The 20,709-nt window shown below is 70.3% G+C and carries 9 protein-coding genes; 2 read left to right on the forward strand and 7 right to left on the reverse strand.

Features of this window, described 5'->3' with window-relative positions:
* Positions 1-133 precede the first annotated feature (133 nt).
* The 3 genes from AC2D9U_RS00590 to AC2D9U_RS00600 all read right to left on the reverse strand — a co-directional run bounded on the left by AC2D9U_RS00590 (position 134) and on the right by AC2D9U_RS00600 (position 3,598).
* Positions 134-1,120: a Hint domain-containing protein gene (locus tag AC2D9U_RS00590; RefSeq protein ID WP_484745357.1), complete on the reverse strand. Its 987-nt coding sequence runs from the start codon at positions 1,118-1,120 to the stop codon at positions 134-136.
* 413 nt (positions 1,121-1,533) lie between these two features.
* A complete protein-coding gene (locus AC2D9U_RS00595; protein WP_484745360.1) occupies positions 1,534-2,481 on the reverse strand; it encodes a Hint domain-containing protein in 948 nt (315 codons plus the stop codon).
* A 214-nt stretch (positions 2,482-2,695) separates the two neighbouring features.
* The gene (locus tag AC2D9U_RS00600) at positions 2,696-3,598 is read right to left on the reverse strand and encodes a hypothetical protein (protein WP_484745363.1); all 903 of its coding nucleotides are present in this window, start codon (positions 3,596-3,598) and stop codon (positions 2,696-2,698) included.
* Positions 3,599-3,845: 247 nt separating this feature from the next.
* On the opposite strand from AC2D9U_RS00600, the gene AC2D9U_RS00605 reads away from it, so the two are divergent.
* Positions 3,846-14,975, forward strand: a complete 11,130-nt coding sequence (locus tag AC2D9U_RS00605) for a beta strand repeat-containing protein (protein WP_484745364.1) — start codon at positions 3,846-3,848, stop codon at positions 14,973-14,975.
* Positions 14,976-15,020: 45 nt separating this feature from the next.
* Here AC2D9U_RS00605 and AC2D9U_RS00610 read toward each other — a convergent pair whose 3' ends face one another.
* Both AC2D9U_RS00610 and AC2D9U_RS00615 read right to left on the reverse strand, forming a co-directional pair.
* Complete coding sequence (locus AC2D9U_RS00610) at positions 15,021-16,148, reverse strand: TMEM43 family protein (RefSeq protein WP_484745366.1); 1,128 nt, start codon at positions 16,146-16,148, stop codon at positions 15,021-15,023.
* Positions 16,149-16,204: 56 nt separating this feature from the next.
* Entirely contained in the window at positions 16,205-17,605 is a 1,401-nt protein-coding gene (locus AC2D9U_RS00615; RefSeq protein ID WP_484745368.1) for an MmgE/PrpD family protein, read from the reverse strand.
* Positions 17,606-17,764: 159 nt separating this feature from the next.
* On the opposite strand from AC2D9U_RS00615, the gene AC2D9U_RS00620 reads away from it, so the two are divergent.
* Complete coding sequence (locus AC2D9U_RS00620) at positions 17,765-19,243, forward strand: amidohydrolase family protein (protein ID WP_484745369.1); 1,479 nt, start codon at positions 17,765-17,767, stop codon at positions 19,241-19,243.
* Between the two features lie 44 nt (positions 19,244-19,287).
* On the opposite strand, the gene AC2D9U_RS00625 is transcribed toward AC2D9U_RS00620, so the two are convergent.
* Together AC2D9U_RS00625 and AC2D9U_RS00630 are read right to left on the reverse strand one after the other, a co-directional pair.
* Positions 19,288-19,725 (reverse strand): DoxX family protein, encoded by a 438-nt coding sequence (locus AC2D9U_RS00625; protein ID WP_484745370.1) that lies wholly within the window; start codon positions 19,723-19,725, stop codon positions 19,288-19,290.
* Positions 19,725-20,693 (reverse strand): Bug family tripartite tricarboxylate transporter substrate binding protein, encoded by a 969-nt coding sequence (locus AC2D9U_RS00630; RefSeq protein WP_484745371.1) that lies wholly within the window; start codon positions 20,691-20,693, stop codon positions 19,725-19,727. The genes AC2D9U_RS00625 and AC2D9U_RS00630 overlap by 1 nt, the downstream gene beginning before the upstream one ends.
* Positions 20,694-20,709 lie beyond the last annotated feature (16 nt).

A 20,709-nucleotide genomic window follows, 5' to 3' on the forward strand; every position in this document is an offset into this window, starting at 1 on the left:
ATGCCGCTTGGGTATCGGATCGACAATCGCAAATCAAGTTCTTGTGACTGGACCTTTGCGGCTGCGCTCAGGGAAGCGGGAGAACGGCATGCGGTGCCGGGCGGGCTCGTGCCTCACGGCGCCTGGGTCGTGCTCAGGCAGCCCTGAGGCGTTGCAGCACGGCAGTGGCCTCCGCCACGATCTCGGCGTCATAGGCCGGCAGGCCGAGCTGCGTGCGCAGCGCCGCAGGCAGCATGCGCTGGGTCGAGATGCGCGGGCGCTTCATTTCGGGAATGATGCGTTCGGCGCCGTAGAGGTCCAGGTATTCCTGGTGGTTGTCGAAAAGGCTGCGGCGGACATAATCCACGAAGGTTTCAGCCGGGGCCCCGTTGGCGAGGATTTCCTCATGCGCTTCGGTCTCGACGTGATACCAGGTGTAGCGCTCAGGGATCTCTGCAGCCGGGACGAAGCGGATGGTGGTGCCGTTCACGAGCGCACCTGCGTTCACCGCGAGGTCGCCAAGGATCAGCGCATGATCGGCCGTGAGGACCAGGTCGGCATGCGGCAACCCGCCGCCAAGCGCGCCTTGGGCGACGCGCACGGCGCGGTCGCGCGGGCTGGCGAAGGCCTTGCGGATGCTCTTGCGGCCGATCCACTTGACCGGTACGGCGCGGCCATCGGCGGTGAACACCAGATCACCGATGCGCAGCGCCTCGACCGTGGTGGCGCCGTCCGGGGTGGAGATCAGGGTGCCGGCGGCGAAACAGGCCGGGTCGCTGCCGAATGACATCGTTTCAGGATAACTCAAAATGGTCCGCAACTCCAGGCCAGCACCGTCCGGAAGCGTGGCGCTGTCGAAGAGAGCCAGCAGCGCGGTGTTGTCGGTTGGCACCGCTTGTGTCCCGAAGATGTAGGCCGTCTGGCCGATGAGCGTCGCCGTGCCGAGGTAGTAGGCTTCGCCACCGGAAAAGATGTACGATCCGTTTATCGTGTCGGGCGAGAAGCCGAACACGGTCACTCGATCGCCGACGGAAACGGTGCCGTCATCGACGCGGGCTCGAATGAAGCCACTGTTGTTGTCCTCGGCGTAACCGGTCGTGTCGGAGCTTGCGGAGGAGCCGAAACTGAAAACCGTCGCCATCACCGGAATCCCTGGACAAAGCAGAAGCAGAAACTAGCGCGGAATACAGGCGCGCTCTACTGACTTCTGATTAACGCACTCCATTAGTTTCGCATCCGGCGGGACATGCCCGAAACCCGTTGCGGGTCGAGGACGCCGGTCTGGGTCGGGCCTGTCACGCCGCGGCGCCGGCTTCCCAGGCCCCCCCGTCAAGCGAAGCAATTCTTGCCCACGCGCAGGCACGATCTGTCTGCCGGCCCAATTGCATGCTCTTCGAATTTCACATCGCCGGCAGGTGACCAGCACCGCGCGGCGCGGACGCCGCCGCGCGCGCCGCGTTGCGGTCGAAGCGCCACAGTCGAAGCGAATGCCAAACGGCCAGCGCCTCCATATCGTCGGGAGGCGCTGGCAGCAGGAGAATCAGGTTGGTCGCCTCAGGCCGCCTTGAGGCGCTGCAACAGGGCGTTGGCCTCGGCCACGATCCCGGCGTCATGGGCCGGCAGGCCGAGCTGCGCGCGCAGCGCCGCGGGCAGCATGCGCTGGGTCGAGATGCGCGGGCGCTTCATTTCGGGAATGATGCGCTCGGCGCCGTAGAGGTCGAGGTATTCCTGGTGGTTGTCGAAGGCGCTGCGGCCGACATAGTCCACGAAGGTTTCGGCGGGCGCACCATGGGCGAGGATCTCCTCATGGCCTTCCGTTTCGATGTGATACCAGGTGAAGACGGGCGGCATCTGCGCGAGAGGCACGAAGCGGATCGTGGTGCCGTTCACCATCGCACCCGCATTCACCACCATGCCGTGCCAGATCATGCCATGCGCGGCGGTGACGTAGAGGTCGCTGTGCGGCAGGCCATTGCCGAGCGCCCCGGCCGAGATGCAGACCGGTTCCATCTTTGGGGAAGCGAAGATGTTGTTGCGGATCTGCTGGCGGCCGATCCACTTCACCGGCACGGTGCGGCCGTCGGCGGTGAGGATCAGGTCGCCGATGGTGAGCGTTTCGATGGCGCGCTCGCCCTCGGGCGTCGCGATCAAGCTGCCTTCGAGGTAGCAGACCGTGAAGGGGGCGGTATTCATCGTGGGCATGACAGACGGCGGGGTGTAGGTGGCAGGATCGGGCACGGTGGCATATATATTGATGTATTGTTGGCCCGTATCGACATCAAAATCGCCATAGGTGGCTGGAAATTGTCCCTCCGGAAAGGTCACGGAACCCGCGATGTTCGTCAGTGTACCGAAATTTCCATTGACAATGACGCTCTGGAACTGTGACCAGGTAGAATCTGATGCATCCAGATTTGTAAGAGTGCCGTCGAATGGCCCCCAGCTGAAGAGGCCGCCGCTGGGATAGTAGACCATTACATGGTTGAAGGCGTAGTCGGACATCATGATTCTCCAGTCGTTACATTAAAAATTTTTTGTTCACCGCGGCGTGCCGCTTGGCCTGCCCGACCACTTAACGTGGCGGATAGCTGTTTCCCACGCGTAACTCAAGCGATCGTGATTTGATTTTTGAGAATCTGCGAAACCGAGAAGCGGGGCGGCGTGCGTTGCGAGGTAGGGTCGCCAACGACGCCCATGAGCGAGCTCGGGGTCGGGCTCAGCCCTCGGTAAGTAGCAGCTGGGCCCGCACGGCCGCCGCGCGCGCCGCGTTGCGGTCGAAACGCCAGAGCCGCAGCGCATGCCAGGCGGCCAGCGCCTCCACCGCGGCGGGCAGGACCTCGATGCGCCGCCCGCCCTGGCCGTGCTGGGCGATCAGCCCCGCCCCCTCGATCACCTCCAGCGCGCGCCGCAATTGGGTGCGCGGCAGGTCGAGCCGCGCGGCGGATTCGGCATGGGGGAAGGCGACCTCGCCGGGCGTGTAGCCATCCGGCAGCGCGTGGATCAGCGCCACCAGGGTGAGGTAGCCGCCCTCGATATCCGTCACATCCGCCAAGGCCGGCAGGTGCACCCGCATCGCCGGCTGCCCCGCAAGATGCGCGCCGCGCTCGCGCTCGATCGCCCAGTAGTACTCAGGGTCTCGCTCCAGCAGGCGCAGATAGGGGCGGCCAGGCTGGACCATCTCCAGCGCCTCCAGATGCAGGCGCACGCGGGCGCGATACTCGGCTTCCAGCAGCGGGCCGGGCACCAGGCGGCGGAAGCGCCGATCCGGCCCCGGCGGGGCGTCCATCAGCCGCCCGCTCCGGCGCAGCAGCGCCACCGTGGCCTCCACGCGACCGTGAGACATGACGCCAAAATTGAGACAAGCCCGCAACAGGTTGGCGAGGGTCAGTCCCGAGGCCGGGTCCTCCGGCCGCCATCCGGCATGGAGCGAGAGCGCGAACTGGCTCACCAGGGTGCGGCCCTCATCGGCCACGGTCTTGTTGGCCATGTAGTCGCCCTGCAGCGCCAGGAAGCGCGCGCCGATATGGCGAAAGGCGTCGGGGAAGGCCGGATGGGTGCGAATCCGGGCGATGGCAGCGGCACGCGCCGCCGAGTCCGCGGTTGCATCCTGCGCCGTCATGCCGCCTGGCGACCTCCCTGGCCCGGCGCGCGGTGTCGCCGGCCTTGGGAAGGATAGGGGCAGCCGCCCGGAAGGGCCATGGGGGCTGACCCTCCCGATTTTGGCCGCAGATTCCGCATGGCATTTGCCCAAGGAATAGGTATGGATTACCACTGATTTAAAATTTGGACGCCCTATCCGACCCGCCGGGGAAATTCCGTTGCGGGCAGGCCTTGTGGCGGCCCCGTGGACACCAGGGAGCGCAGCCATGGCCAACATCACCGGTGATAGCGGTTCGAACAGCATCCCCGGCACCGCTTTGGCAGACGTTATTCGCGGCCTCGGCGGCGATGACACGATCGACGGCCTTGGGGGGTCTGACAGCATCGTGGGCGGGCCCGGCGCGGACAGCATGGCCGGTGGCTCGGGTATCGATACGCTGTCCTACGATTCGGATACGGTTGGCGTCTCGGTCAACCTCGCGACCGGCGCGACCTCCGGCGGTGATGCGGAGGGCGATATCCTGGCCGGCGGCTTCGAGGATATGGACGGCGGCTTCGGCAACGACACGCTCACGGGCAGTTCCGTGACCAACTTCATCTACGGTGGCGAAGGCAACGACCTGCTGGATGGCCACTCGAACAACGACCTCCTCGCGGGGGAGGGCGGTGACGACACCCTGATCGGCGGCGTCGGCACCGACCTTCTGCAGGGTGGGGTGGGCACGGGTGACATCCTGGATTACGGCACCTCCTCCGGCGCGGTGACCGTCGATCTCACGGCGCAGACGGTCCGCGGCGGACATGCGGAAAATGACACGGTGAGCGGCATCGAGGGCGCGTTCGGCAGTGCCCTGGATGACAGCCTGATCGGCTCCGCCGTCGCGAACGAACTCTCCGGCGGTGGCGGGAGTGACACGCTTCTGGGCCAAGGCAGCGCCGATACGCTGGAGGGCGGGGCCGGCGATGACTCGATCGACGGCGGTGAGGGAACCGATGAGGTCGTCTTCAGCGGCGACCGGGTGGATTACGCCATCAGCGTCATCGCGGGCGGTTTCCGGATCGTGGATCTGCGCGCATTGAGCCCCGATGGCACGGATAGCGTGCTGGGCGTGGAGAGCTTCGCCTTCGCCGATGTCACCCAGACGGCCGAGGGCCTTTTCGCCCCCCCGACCACGCCGACCAGCGGCGCCGACAGCCTGACCGGCACGCCCGACGCCGACATGCTCGACGGCCTGGCCGGCGACGACACGATCCGCGGCCTCGCAGGCAATGACACGCTCCTGGGCGGGACGCAGAACGATCTCATCGAGGGCGGCGCAGGGGCGGACAGCCTTTCGGGCGGGGCGGGCGACAACACGCTCTCCTACGAGTCCGACACGGCGGGCGTCGTGGTCGATCTGGGTGCCGACACCGCCGCGGGCGGCGATGCCGAGGGCGATGTCCTCGCCAACGACTTCCGCCACGTCATCGGGGGGGCGGGCGACGATCTGCTGATCGCCGGTGACGCCGGCCATGAGATGTCCGGCGGCGCGGGCGCCGACACGCTGCGCAGCGGGGCCGGGGATGACGGGCTGTTGGGCGGCGACGGGATCGACCTCGCGCTCTTCAGCGGCGCGCGCAGCGACTACAATGTGCAGTTCATCGCCGGCCTGACCTTCGTGATCGACCAGCGCAGCGGGGCGAATGACGGTGGCGACGCGCTCGATGGCATCGAGTTCCTGAGCTTCGCCGGCGATGTGATGAGCCGCGCCGCCGCGCTCTCCACCTCGCGCGATGGCAATGACAGCCTGGTCGGCACGGCGAATCCCGACTTGCTGGAAGGCCTGGCCGGCGACGACACGCTGCGCGGCGGCGATGGCGATGACACCCTGGCCGGTGGCGTCGGCAACGACCTGATCGAGGGCGGCATCGGCGCCGACAGCCTCGTCGGCGGTGCCGGCAATGACACGCTCGACTATTCCAACACCGGCAATTCCGTCCATCTCGATCTCGGCCTCGGCATCATGTCGGGCGGCTTCGAGCCCGCCGACATCATCGACACCAGCTTCGAAGCCGTGTTCGGCAGCGTCAGTGCGGACAGCCTGGTCGGCGGCGCGGGCAATGAGACGCTCGATGGCGGCTTCGGGGCGGATACGCTGCGCGGTGGCGCGGGCGATGACGTGCTCCTTGGTGGTGACAACGACGACCTCCTGGAGGGCGGTGCGGGCGCCGACCGGCTCGATGGCGGGGGGAACACGGACACCGCCGACTACAGCGAATCGGCGACCGCCGTGCAGGTGGACCTCGGTACCGGACTCGGCACGGGCGGCGATGCCGAGGGCGACACGCTCATCGGCATCGAGTGGGTACTGGGCAGCGCGCATGCCGATACGCTGACCGGCGGTGCCGATAACGCCACGGTGCTGGGCGGCGATGGCGATGACGTGCTCACCACCAGCGGGGAGCAGACATCGCTGAGCGGCGGCGCGGGCAATGACCTGGTCGAAGCCGGCGCGGGATTTGACGTCCTCACGGGCGATGCCGGCGCGGACACGCTGCGCGGCGGCGAAGGCTCGGACCAGCTTGTTGGCGGTGCCGGCGCCGACCTGATCGATGGTGGCGAAGGTCTTGACGTGGCCGGATACGCCGACAGCACCGAGGCTATCGAGGTCGATCTCGAAGCCGGGCGTGGCTTCGGCGGAGAGGCCGAGGGCGATACGCTGATCGGCATCGAAGTGCTGTCCGGTGGCCTGGGCAGCGATACGCTGCGCGGCGATGGCGCCGACAACATGTTGTTCGGCAGCCTTGGCGACAATCTGCTGATCGGCGGCGGCGGCGCGGACATCCTGGTCAGCGGCGGTTTGGCCGACACGCTCGAAGGCGGCGGCGGCAATGACCTGGTCTATGTCGAGAACGCCGGTGTGGAGGCTGTCTCGGCTGTGGTTCGCTTCAGCGGCAATCGCGCCGATTATGGCATCACCACCATCGTCGGCGCCGGCTCGACAGAATCCTTCCTGCGCGCCTACGTCATCACGGACCTGCGCGAGGGCAGCCCCGATGGCGTGGATACGGTCGCCGGCATCGGCTCGATCGCGTTCGCCGATGGCGTCGTCGCCTTCAGCGAGGTTGGCCTGCTGCTGACCGGCACGCCCGACGCCGACAGCCTGACGGGGCTCGATGGCGGCGACACCATCCGTGGCCTCGCCGCGGCGGATACGATCGATGGCGGCGCGGGCGATGACCTCGTCTCGGGCGGTGCGGGCGCCGACAGCATGACCGGCGGCGAGGGCAGCGATACGCTCGACTATTCCGGTGGCGCCTTCCCCGTGATCATCGATCTTGCGGGCGGCGTGCAGGGCACGGGGCTCGGCGAGAACGACATCATCGATGGCAGCTTCGAGGCGCTGATCGGCAGCGCGGCCGGCGACCAGCTGCGCGGCAATGACGGCGCCAACACGATCGATGGCTTCGCCGGCGGCGACCACATCGATGGCGGTGCGGGCGACGACGTGCTGATCGGCCGCTCCGGCAACAACACCCTCGTCGGGGGCGCGGGCGCCGACCGGCTGGAGGGGTCGGGGCGCGATCTCGCGAGCTATGCGGGCTCCGCGCTCGGCGTGCGGGTGGATTTCAACACGGGCCTGGGATCGGGCGGCGATGCGGAGGGCGACACGCTCTCGGGCATCGACAGCATCCTCGGCAGCGCCCAGTCCGACACCGTGATCGCGGCCAATGCCGGGATCGAGGCGCTGGGCGAAGGCGGGGCGGATTCGCTGATCGGCGGGGCGGGCGAGGATACGTTCGAGGGCGGCGATGGCGACGACCTGATCGAGGGCGGCGCGCGCGGGGACTACATGGTCGCCGGCGCCGGCGCCGACACGCTGCTGGGCGGGGCGGATGACGACATCCTGGTCGCCGGCACGGGCGCGGGTGCCGACTTCTTCGACGGCGGCGCGGGCCGCGACCAGCTTCTCTATTTCGACGCGGTGGCGGCCATCGAGGTGGACCTGGCGCTCGGCCGCGGCTTCGGGGGCGATGCGGAGGGCGACACGCTCATCGGCATCGAGGTCCTGGGCGGCGGCGCGGGCGACGACACGCTGCGTGGCGATGACGCCGACAACTACATCGGTGGCGGTCTCGGTGCGAATCTGCTGATCGGGGGAGCAGGCGCGGATACGCTGTTCTCCGAAGCGGGCGCCGATACGCTCGAAGGCGGGGCGGGCGACGACCTGCTGGGCAATACCGGCGCCTTCCTGACGCCGCCGGTCATCAACGACGTGGCGTGCTATTCCGGCAATCGGGCCGACTACAGCATCACGTCCGTGCCCGGCGCCTATGTGGTCAGGGATCTGCGCGAGGGCAGCCCCGACGGGGCGGATACGCTCATCGGCATCGGGCAGATCGCCTTCGCCGACGGGGTGGCGGCGATCGACACGCTGGGCCTGCTGCTGACCGGCACGCCCGACGCCGACAGCCTGGTGGGCGGGACTGGCGGCGACACCATCCGCGGCCTTGCGGACTCCGACACGCTGGTCGGCGGCGCGGGCGATGACCTGATCGCGGGCGGCGACGGCGGCGACAGCATGCTCGGCGGCGAGGGCAGCGACACGCTCGACTACAGCGAAGCCGTTGACCGGGTGGATTTGAACCTTGCCGGCGGCGTGCAGTCCAGCGGGCCCGCCTTCGGCGACACCATCGATGGCAGCTTCGAAGCGGTGATCGGCGGCAGTGACGACGACCGGCTGCGCGGCAATGACGGCGCCAACACGCTCGAGGGCGGCGATGGCGACGACCTGATTGAGGGCAATGCGGGCGATGACGTGATCATCGGCGGGGAGGGCAACAACACGATCGCTGGTGGTGCGGGTGCGGACCGGCTCGAGGGCGGTGGGCGGAGCCATGCCGACTACCAGGGATCGACGCTGGGCGTGCAGGTGAACCTCGCCACCGGCCGCGGCACGGGCGGCGACGCGGAGGGCGACACGCTCAGCGGAATCTTCGTCGTCTATGGCAGCGAGCAGGGCGATACCCTCACCGCCGGCAACAGCGGCGTGGTGTTCGATGGCGAGGGCGGCGACGATTCGCTCATCGGCGGCACGGGCGAGGACTCGCTCTCGGGCGACGACGGCGACGATGTGATCGAGGGCGGCGACGGCGGCGACCTGCTCGAGGACGGCGAAGGCGACGATACGGTGCGCGGGGGCGAAGGCGATGATCAGATCGTCGCCGCGGCCGGGGCCGACCTGCTCGATGGCGGCGCGGGCATCGACGAGCTCTCCTACCTCGTGGCCACGGCGGACATGCACATCGACCTCACCACCGGCCGCGGCACGGGTGGCGAGGCCGAGGGCGATACGCTGATCGGCATCGAGATCCTGTACGCCGGCGCGGGCAACGACACGGTGCGCGGCGATGCCGCCGACAATGAGCTCGGTGGGGCTCAGGGCGACAATCTGCTGATCGGTGAGGCGGGCAGCGACACGCTGATTGCCTCGACCGGCGCCGATACGCTGGAAGGCGGTGCGGGCAACGATGTGCTGGTCGACCTGACCGGATTCGGCGGGCCGCCGGTGGGCGAGGATGTCGCCCGCTACAGCGGCAACCGGGCCGATTACAGTGTCTCGGCGTTGGATTTGGACGGCGGGCGCGCCTATGTGATCGCCGATCTGCGCGTCGGCAGCCCCGACGGCGCCGACACGCTTGCGGGCATCGAACACCTCCTCTTCGCCGATGGCCTGGTGGCGATGGCCGAGGTGGGCCTGCTGCTCACCGGCACGCCCGATGCCGACAGCCTGCTGGGCGAGGCGGGCGCCGACACCATCCTCGGCCTCGCGGAGTCCGACACGCTGGTGGGCGCGGGCGGCGATGACCTGATCGCCGGCGGCGCGGGCGGCGACAGCCTTTCGGGCGGGGCGGGCAACGATACGCTCGACTACGGCGCCGATACGGTGGGGGTGAACGTCGACCTGGTCGAGGCGCTGCAATTCGGCGGCCTGGCCCAGGGCGATACGATCGATGGCAGCTTCGAGGCGATCATCGGCGGCAGCGGCAATGACAGCCTTACCGGCGATGCGGGGGCCAACACCCTCGCGGGTGGGCCGGGCGACGATGTGCTGATCAGCGGCCTCGGCGCCGACCGTCTCGATGGCGGTGAGGGCGCGCGCGACCTCGCGGACTACAGCGAATCCGGCCCCGGCAATGTGGTGAACCTCACCACCGGACTCGGTTCGGGCGGCGAGGCGGAAGGCGACACGCTGGTCGGCATCGAGGATGTGAGCAGCAGCTTCGGCGACGACCACCTCATCGGCTCGGATGCCGCCAACCATCTGCGCGGCAATGCGGGCGACGACACGCTCTCCGGCGGCGATGGCAACGACATCCTCATCGGTGGGCACGGCGACGACGAGATCAACGGCGATGCCGGCGATGACACCATCAACGCGAATTTCGGCACCGATACGGTGCAGGGGGGCGCGGGCGACGACCTGGTCATCATGGGTGCCGATCCGACCCTCGCCGATGGCGGCGCCGGTCGCGACCTCGCCTACTACCTGACCAGCATCGGCGACCTGCTGGTGGATCTGGCCGCTGGCACGAGCTCGGGCGGCGATGCCGAGGGCGACACGCTGATCGGCTTCGAGGACGTCTCGGGTGGGTCCGGGGCGGATACGCTGCGCGGCAACGAGGCAGACAACTCTTTCATCACCCACCTCGGCGCCGACCTGCTGGAGGGCCGCGCCGGTGATGACTACCTGGACGGGCGGGCGGATAACGACACGCTGATCGGCGGCGCCGGGAACGACATCCTCTACGGCGGTGACGGCACCGACACTGCGGTCTTCGCCGGCAACCGCCGCGACTTCTCCTTCACCACCGCCGATGGGGCCGTCTACGTCGCCGACCTTCGTGGGGGCACGCCCGAGGGCCGGGATGGGCTCGTCGATATCGAGCAGATCGCCTTCGATGACGGGACCTTCGCGCTGGCGGACATGCTGGGAAGGCGCCTCGACGGCACGGCGGATGCCGACAGCCTGACCGGCGCCTATGGCGATGATTCCCTCTTCGGCCTGGGGGGCGCGGATACGCTTACCGGCAGTGGCGGCGCGGATTCCCTCGAGGGCGGGGAGGGCGAGGATGTCGCCCGCTTCAGCGGCAACCGGGCGGACTACGCCATCACCACCATCCCCGGCGGCTACCTGGTCGAGGATCTGCGCGATGGCAGCCCCGATGGCGGGGATACGCTCTCGGGTATCGAGATCTTCGCCTTCGCCGACATCACGCAGAATGAGGCGGCGCTCTTCCTGCCGCCGACCACGCCGACCTCCGGGGCGGACAGCCTGACCGGCACGCCCGACCCGGATGTGCTGGATGGCCTCGGCGGCAATGACACCATTCGCGGCCTCGCCGCCGACGACACCCTGGTCGGCGGTGACGGCAATGACCTGATCGCCGGTGGCGCGGGCGCCGACAGCCTGGTGGGCGGTGCGGGCACGGATACGCTCGACTATGGCGAAGAGACCCTTGCCGTCACCGTCGGGCTGGATGGCACGACCGGCGGCGCGGCCGCGGGTGATACGATCACGGGTTTCGAGGCGATCATCGGCGGTTCGGGGGGCGACAACCTCACCGGCGATGCCGGCGCCAACCACCTGCAGGGCCAGGGCGGGCTGGACCAGCTGCGCGGCATTGCCGGCGATGACACGCTCGAGGGTGGGGCGGACAGCGATGCCCTCTTCGGCGGCGCCGATGACGACCATCTGCTCGGCGGTGCGGGCTTCGACCAGATGCATGGCGATGCCGGCAGCGACACGCTGGAGGGCGGGGCCGATGGCGCCAACCTCTTCGGCGGCGCGGGGGGCGACCTGCTGATCGCCAGCTCGGCCGGCACCGTGGCCAACTACGCCTTCAGCGCCGAGGCGGTGCAGGTCGATCTCGAAACCGGGGTGACCGCCGGCGGGGATGCCGAGGGCGATACGCTCGTCGGTGCCTTCGACGGGCTGACCGGCTCGGACCGTGCGGATTCGCTGCGCGGGTCCGAGGCGCTGGCCGAGCGGATCGCCGGCCAGGGTGGCGACGACACGCTGGAAGGCCTGGGTGGCGCCGATACGCTCGATGGCGGCGCGGGCGATGACCTGCTGCGCGGCGGCGAAGGCAATGACTACCTCTACAGCCTCGCCTTCGGCGGCCCCTCCGATGCCGACAGCCTTTATGGCGAGGGCGGCGACGACCTGCTGCTCGGCCTCAATGGCCACGACCTGCTCGAGGGTGGGGCGGGCAATGACACGCTCGGCATCGACGCGGTCGAGGTGCAGGAGCTTGGCGACGACACGCTGAGCGGCGGCGAGGGCGACGACAGCATCTCGGCCAGCGCCGGCGCGGACAGCCTGGATGGCGGGACGGGCGCCGACACGCTGGTCGGTGGCGCGGGCAATGACTGGATCGAGGGCGGGGAGGGCGAGGATCTGGCGCGCTTTTCCGGCAACTTCGCCGATTATGCGCGGGTGCGGATCGATGGCGGCGTGATCGTCACCGACCTGCGCCTGGGAAGCCCCGATGGCGCGGATACGCTGCTGGGCGTGGAGGCCCTGGCCTTCGCGGATGCGACGGTGCGGTACCTGAACCTGGTCGGCACGGCGGAGGCGGACAGCCTCACCGGCGGGATCGGCGACGACACCCTCTCGGGCCTGGACGGCGACGACACGCTGGAGGGGCTGGACGGCGCGGATTCGCTCCTCGGCGGCCTCGGCAGCGACCGGATGTTCGGCGGTGCCGGCGACGACACGATCGAGGCGCTCGGCGGCGATTCCGTGGTCGAAGGCGGTGCGGGAGCGGACAGCCTGCACAGCGCGGCGGGCACCGTCATCCTCAGCTATGCGGGCGACACCATCGGCGTCGTCGTGAACCTCAGCACGCGTGAGGTGGGTGGCGGCGATGCCGAAGGCGACACCATCACCGGCTTCCGGTCGGTGCAGGGCGGTTCCGGCGCGGATCACCTGGCCGGCGATGTCGAGGCGAACACCCTGCGCGGTGGCGAGGGCGCGGATACGCTGGCCGCCAGCGCGGGCGACGACCTGCTGGAAGGCGAGGACGGCGATGACCGGCTGGAAGGGGCGGATGGCGCCGACACGCTGCGCGGCGGCGCGGGCGACGACATCCTGATCGCCGGTGGCAATGAGGGGGATGCCAACCTCCTCGAAGGTGGCACCGGCGCGGACAGCCTGCTCGGCAATGGCGGGGCGGACACGCTCAACGGCGACGACGGCGCGGATACGCTCGAAGGCGGTGTCGGCGACGACCTGCTGCGGGGCGGGGAGGGCGACGATCTGCTCCAGGGCACGGTCGGCGCCGATACGCTCGAAGGTGGCGCGGGCGATGACACGCTCGCCGCGGTGATCCTGGTCGGCGGCACCGAGACGGATGCCAACCTGCTGCGCGGGGAGGCCGGCGATGACAGCCTGATCGGCAACAACGGCGCCGATACGCTCGATGGCGGCGCGGGGGCGGATACGCTGCGCGGCGGCGTCGGCGCGGACAGCCTGCTCGGCGGCACCGAGGATGATGTCCTCGAAGGCGAGATGGGCGCCGACACGCTGGAGGGCGGCGAGGGCGATGACGAGCTCTGGGCCATGCGCCAGAGCGGCGGCTTCGACGAGACGGCCAATGCGCTCGATGGCGGGGCGGGCGCCGATACCCTCATCGGCGATGCGGGCGCGGATACCCTCATCGGCGGTGCCGGCAATGACGTGCTTGAGGGCGCTGTCGGCGCGGATGTTGCGGTCTACACCGGCAACCGCAGCGACTACCTGATCAGCGCGATCACCGGCGGCTACACCCTGCGCGACCTGCGCGGGGGCGCGCCCGATGGCGCGGATACGGTGCGCGGGGTGGAGCGCTTCGTCTTCGCCGACATCGAGCAGGAAGGCGAGGCCGTGCTGCTCGCGCCCTCGACCGAGGGCCCGGACACGCTGACCGGCACCTCGGGCGATGACCTGATCGATGGCCTCGGCGGCGATGACATCATCGATGGCGCGGCCGGCGACGACACGCTGATCGGCGGCGCGGGTGGTGACAGCCTCAATGGCGGGGCGGGGACCGATGCGGCCGATTACAGGGATGAGACCGCGGATCTGCACATCGATCTCGGCGCCGGCATCGCCTCGGGCGGCGCGGCGAGTGGCGATACGCTGGTGGGCATCGAGATCCTGATCGGCGGCGCGGGTGCGGACACGCTGACCGGCGATGCCGGCGGCAACCGCATCGAAGGCGGGGCGGGGGCCGACCGGCTCGACGGCGGGGCGGGTTTCGACCAGCTCTCCTATGCCGGTGCGCTGAACGCCGTGGTCATCGACCTGCGCCTCACGGTGCAGGCGGATGGCGACACGGTCGCCGGTTTCGAGGCCGCGCAGGGCGGCGCCCAGGATGACCTGCTGACCGGCGACGACGCCGCGAACATGCTGGATGGCGGGGCCGGGGCGGATACGCTGGATGGCGGCCTCGGCATCGACACGCTGATCGGCGGGCTGGGGGATGACGTCTACATCCTCGGCCTCGAGGCGGACATCTTCGTGGAAAGCCCCGGCGGCGGGCGGGACCGCGTGATCGCCGCGCGCGACCACACGCTGGCGGCGCAGATCGAGGACCTCGTGCTGCTCGACGGCGCCAGCGCCGGCACCGGCAACGCCCAGGGCAACCTGCTGATCGGCAACGCCGCGGCCAATGTGCTGAGCGGGCTCGGCGGGCATGACACGCTGAACGGCGCGGCGGGCGATACGCTGGTGGGCGGCGACGGCCACGACCTCTATCGCGTGCAGGCCGCCGGGGTGAACATCGTCGAGGCCGCAGGGGCGGGGCGCGACACCATCTACAGCATCATCACCCTGACCCTGCCGGCGCAGGTCGAGGTGCTGTTCCTGCGCGGTACCGAGGCCCTGGACGCCACCGGCAATGGCGGCAACAACTGGCTCATCGGCAATGCCGGCGACAACCGGCTCGAGGGCCTGGGCGGGCGCGACATCCTGCATGGCGGGGAGGGCGCGGATACGCTGGTTGGCGGCGCCCTGCGCGACCAGATGATCGGCGGCGCGGGGGCGGACAGCTTCGTCTTCGCCGGCCGCGGTCCGGATGGTGACATCGTGCGCGACTTCGAGGCGGGGGTGGACGAGGTGCTGCTGCTCGGCAGCGCCTTCGGCGGCCTGGCGCCGGGCGCCCTGGCCGGTCAGACCACCGCGCTCGGCGCGCCGCGCCTGCTGGTCTCCGACACCGGCACCACGGCCGAGGCGGGCGAGTGGCAGTTCATCCTGGCCAGCGACGGGCGCCTCTTCTTCGATGTCGATGGCCGGGGCGGGGCGGCGCGCGAATTCGTCGCGCTGTTCCAGAACGGGCTGCTGCCGTCCGCGGGCGACATCTTCCTCATCTAAGGGGGAAGGATGCCCTGGGCCGCGTTCGGCGGAACGCGGCCCGCCTCAGGCCGCCGCGGGCTTGCGGCGGCGCAGCCGGGTCAGGCCGAAGATGCCAAGGCCTGTCAGGCACAGCGCGGCGAGGCCGATCAGCGGGCGGTAGAACAGCCAGGCCACGCCGATCACCGCCGGCGCGATCACCAGCGTCAGCAGGAAGGCGACCAGCCCCGTGCCGGCGCCCACGATGCTGCCGAACAGCGGCACGACATCAGCCAGCACCTTCATCGGGTTGAACAGCAGGCTCCAGCCGAACAGGATGGCGAGCGTGCCGACCAGGCGCAGGATCCAGGTGAGCACCACATTGCCCTCCTCCGCCGCCTGGAACATGGCACTCGCGGGCTGGGCTTCCGGCACCAGCATGAACAGCCGGTCCCCCGCCCGCGTGGCGAAGGGGGCGAAGCCCTGGCCCTGCTGGGCCGCGATCACCGAGACCGCCTCGGGCCGCGCCACGGTCCAGGTGATCCGCAGATCGCCCACGCGCGGGGTCTCGGGATCCGCGCCGAGATACAAGGTGTTGCCGCCTCCGCGCGGGGCGGGGAGGGATTCGCTCGCCGGAATATCCGCGAGTTGCGCCGGCGTCAGGCGGAAGGCGCCCAGCGTCACCCCCTCCGCGGCCCAGTCCCGGCTCTCATGGCGCGGCATGGGGTTGGCGCGCCCCTCGGGCTGGCGGAAACGCGAACTGTCCACCCGCCCCTCCACCCAGGCGCGGGAATAGGTGTAGGTGGTCACCGTCTCCGTCCCCCCGCCGAGGCGGTTGCGCGTCTCGCTCTCCTGCTTCTCCTGCCATTGATACATCTCGACCCTGCGCTGCAGGCGCAGCGTGCCGGCGGGGATGGCGAGGGTGAAATCCGGGTCGCGTGGCAGCGTCGCGACGCGCAGCGGCCCGCTGACATGCACCAGCCGCCCGGCATTGGCCGGGTCGATCCGCTCGGCGGCGATACTGGTGACCAGCCCCGCGCCCTCGGCGAGGGAGCGCGCGGTCTGCACGGCGCGGCCCTCGTTCCAGAACAGCAGCACACAGCCGATCGGGATCAGCGCGAGCCCGAAGAGCATCCCCCCGAGCGCGCCGCCGAGGCGCGAAAGCCAGCCCTGGCGGGTGGTCTCGGTGAAACTGTCATGCTGGTCGCTGGGCATTGGCGGCGCTTCCCTGTGATGCGCCGCAGACAATCACGGAATGGTGACCAATCCAATCACTCGCCGGCGAGGCGCGCCGCCATGGCGGGCGAGCCCAGCCGCAGCAGCCCCGCCACGCCGGGCGCCTGGTGCAGCGTCAGCACCGCCTCGGCGAGGCGCGCGGCGCGTTCCGCCCCCAGCACGGCATCCGCCAGGCCGTGATACTTGGCCATCAGCTCGGCCTCGGTGAGGAAGTTGGAGGGCTCGCCCTTCGGCACCACGACCTTGCGGGTGAAGACCTGCCCGCGCGCGCGCAGCGTCAGCTTGCCGGACATGTTGGCGGGGAATTCGGCCTCGATCTCCGGGTCGAAGACGCAGTCGGTCAGGCCCATCAGCCGCACCAGGTCCGGCGCCGCGAGGTCATTGTAGCTGTCCCAGCCGAAGGCGCCGCGGGCGAGCGCGCAGGCGACCACGAAGGGGCCGCTGAACTGCCCGTCCACGATGTTCTGCGGGCGGCGGCGGCGCTCGATGTCGTCGCCGATCAGGATCATGCCCGAGCGCGGCAGGCCCATCGTCACGGCCTCGATCTCCTCGGGCTTGAGGCCGAGTTCCGCACGCAGCGCCAGCGCCGCATCGACCGAGGCATGGCCATAGCGGCAGGAGGGATAGGGCTTCACCGCCGTCGCCATCAGCTCCCACTCGGTGCCGAGGTCCTGCAGCACGCGGGCGGGGTTGGGCTCCGGCGCATAGGCGCGCAGGAAGCCGGCCTTGCCCTCGATCGGCTCGGCAGCGCCCTTGAAGCCCTCGCGGGCGAGGCAGGCAGCGGAGAGCCCCGCCATCGCCGCCCAGCCGACCTGGAAGCGCTTGGTCCAGGCGCCGTTCGAGAGGAATTGCAGGCTGCCCGCGGATTGGGAGAGCGCGATGCCGAGCGCATCCTCCACCCCCTTGGCGTCCATGCCGAAGACCCGCGCGGCGGCGGCGGCCGCGCCGAAGGCGCCGCAGGTGGCGGTGGGGTGGAAGCCGCGCGCGTAATGCGCCCCGGCCGGCAAAGCGAGGCCGAGCCGGTTCGTCACCTCATAGCCCGCGACGATGGCGGCCAGCACATCCGCGCCCTTCGCGCCGCACATCTCGGCGGCGGCCAGGGCGGCGGGGATCACCGGCGCGCCGGGATGCAGGCTCGAGGCCGCATGGGTGTCGTCGAAATCCAGCGAATGGGCGAGCGCGCCGTTCACCAGCGCCGCGCCGGCGGGGGTGAAGCGCGCACTGTCGCCGAACACGGCCGAGGCCCCCGCGCCCAGGCCCAGCGCGCGGGCGGCGGCGAGCAGCGGCGCCGTGCTCTCCGCCGCGTGGCGCCCGCGCAGCATGTTGCCCACCAGATCCAGCAGCAGGAAGCGCGTGCGGATCCGCACCGGCTCCGGCAGGCGGTCATGGCTGATGCCGGCGACGAAGGCGGCGAGGGGGGTGGTGATGGCGGCCATGCGGCTCCGCTCCCGGGACGGTTTCCTCCGATCCGTGTAGCGAAGCGGGGCGCGCAGCGGGAGGGGGCCTCCCGCCGCTTGACCCTGCAATCGGTTGCGGTCACATCGCGCGGGGCGGCGCCCGATCCGGGCGCGCCAGGGATGAAACGGAACACCGCCATGACCAGCCAGACCGAGGAAACCGGCCTCGCCCGCCGCACGCTCTTCGCCGCCGCCGTTGGGGGCGCCGTTGGGGGCACCGCCCTCGCCAGCCTGCCGGCCGCCGCGCAGACGCCGGCGGTGCAGGATCCGGCGCGGCCGATCATCATCCGCGGCGCGCATATCCTGTCCATGGACGCGCAGATCGGCGAGCTGCCGCTCGGCGACATCCTGGTGCAGCAGGGCACCATCCGCGCCATCGCCCCCTCCATCGACGCCCCCGCCGGCGCGCTGGCGGTGGACGGTGCCGGGCGCATCGCCATGCCGGGCATGGTCAACGGCCATATCCACCTCGCGCAGACCATGCAGCGCGGCCTGTCCACCGAGCATTCCTTCGGCGGCTATTTCCAGACCATCGTGCTGCGCCACTCCAACCGCATGACGCCGGCAGATGTGAAGCTCGCCGACCAGGCCGGGGCGCTGGAGCAGATCTTCGCCGGCGTCACCACGGTGATGGACTGGTCGCGGGAGACCATGTCGCCCGACCATGCCGATGCGGCGGTCGAGGGGCTTTCGGCGGCGGGCATCCGCGCCATCCTGGCCTATACCGCCCCGCCCATCCCGCAGGGGGCCGATGCCCCGGCGCTCCATGCGCGCATGATCGACCACGCCCGCGCGCTGCACGGGCGGCTCGGCACCTCGGGCATGATCCGGCTCTGGACCTGCCTGCAGGGGCCTGACTTCACGCCGCTCGAGCCTGCGCTGGTCGATATGCGCCGGCTCGCCACGCTCGGCATCCCCATCGCCATCCATACCGGAGCGGCGATCTACCCGAACCGGAAGGCGAGGCTGCTGGCGCAGCTCGACGCCGCGGGGCTGCTGAATGAGCGGCTGCAGATCGTCCACGCGAACCACCACGAGGCCGATGAATACAAGCTCGCCGCCGACAAGGGTGCGATGCTGTGCTCGACGCCCGAGGTCGAGCTGCGCATGGGCCATGGCCATCCGAGCCTGTTCGCGGCGGCGGCGGCGGGGATGAAGGTCTCGGTCGGCACCGACATCCCCTCCATGGTCGGCGGCGGGCTGCTGCCGCAGCTGCGCGTGGCCATGGCGGCGGAGCTGCACCGGCTGAACGTGGCCGCCATCGCCGCCACGCGCACCGTGGCCGCCACGCCGCCGGTCACGGCGCGGCAGATGCTGGAATTCGCCACCATCGGCGGCGCGCGCGGGCTGGGGCTCGATGCCGTGACGGGCAGCCTGACGCCGGGCAAGCGCGCGGATTTGCTGCTGGTGCGCGCCGATGCGCCGCTCACCACGCCGCTGAGTGACGCGGCCGGCGCGGTGCTGCTGCAGGCAAGCGCGGGCGATATCGAGACGGTGCTGGTCGATGGCCGGATCGTGAAGCAGGGCGGGCGCCTCACCGATCCCGGCGCGCCCGCGCTCTTCGCGCGCCTCCAGGCCCGCGCCGAGGAAATGGCCGAGGCCGCGCGGCGCGGCTGAAGGAACGGGCCGGCAGGCGGCGCAATGCCGCCTGCCGCCTGCGCCTATCGCCGCGGCATCAGCCGGTCGAGCGAATACTGCCCGCCGCCGCGGATGGCGATGAACAGCAGCAGCGCGGCCCACATCGCCGGATATTCCCAGCCGCCGCCACCCGGCCGCGTCCAGGGGAAACCGTTCGGCCAGACCACGAAGAAGGTGATGAAGGCGAGGTGCCCAGCCGCGATGAAGGCAGAGAGGCGCGTCAGCAGCCCGAGCGTGATCAGCAGCCCGAGCACCAGCTCGATCCCCACCACCATCCAGGCCAGTGGCAGGGCCGGTTCGAAGCCGCGCCGCGCAAGGCTGTTCGTGGCGAAGGTCGCCACCCCCATCTGCCATTTCGGCCAGCCATGCGCGATCAGCCAGATGCCGCAAAGCGCGCGCAGCCCGGCATAGCCCAGCGGCTCGCCGATCGAGTCCAGCTTCTGTCGGAGCTTGTCCAGCATCATTGCACCTTGATGTTGCGGGCGCGCACGACGTCGCGCCACTTGTCGGATTCACGGCGGAAGAAGGCGGGCCAGGCCTCGATCGGCTGGGCCTCGACCGTGACGCCCATGGCCTGCCAGCGCGGCTGCATGTCGGGCGCGCGCAGCGCCGCGGCCGCCACGGCGTTGAGCCGGCGCAGGATCGGCTCGGGCGTGCCGGCGGGGGCGAGCATGCCGATCTGCTCCACCACCTCGAAGCCCGCGAAGCCGAGTTCCTGGAAGGTCGGCACGTCGGGCGCGTAACGGCTGCGCTCGCGCGTCGTGGCCGCCAGGGCGCGCAGGTCGCCCGAGGCGATCAGCGGCATGGCGGCGGCGGTGGGCAGCACCAGCATCCCCGTCTCGCCCGCCAGCACCGCCTGCAGCGCCGGCCCGCCGCCGCGATAGCCGATCTCCTCGATGGTGATCCCGGCCTCCTGCATGAACAGCTCGACTGCGAGGTGCGAGGTCGCCCCCACGCCGCTGTTCGCATAGGTCATGCGGTGGTTCGGCTGCTTCGCGGCGGCGATGTATTCCGCCAGCGTGCGATAGGGCGCGCGCGCCGGCACCATGATGAAGAGCGGCGAGGAGGCCAGCAGCGAGATGCCGACGAAGTCGCGCTCCTGGTTGTATTGCACCGGGTAGATATGCGGGGCGATGGCGAAGCTGCTGTTGGGCGTGATGACGATGGTCGTGCCATCCGGCCGGGCGCGGGAGGCGGCGAGCATGCCGATGGTCCCGGCCGCGCCGCCGCGATTGTCCACCACGAAGCTGCGCCCCGTATCGGCCGACATGCGCTGCGAAAGCACGCGGGCGAAGGTGTCGGTCGGCCCGCCGGGCGGCCAGGGGACGATCACGTTGATGGGTCGGGTCGGCAGGTCTTCCTGCGCGAGGGCTGGGCGCGCAAGGCCAAGCGCGAGCGCGCCCAGCCCGGCCTGTCGGCGGGTCAGCATTGTCATTCTCCCTCAG

This window comes from Roseomonas sp. TF40, assembly GCF_057219975.1.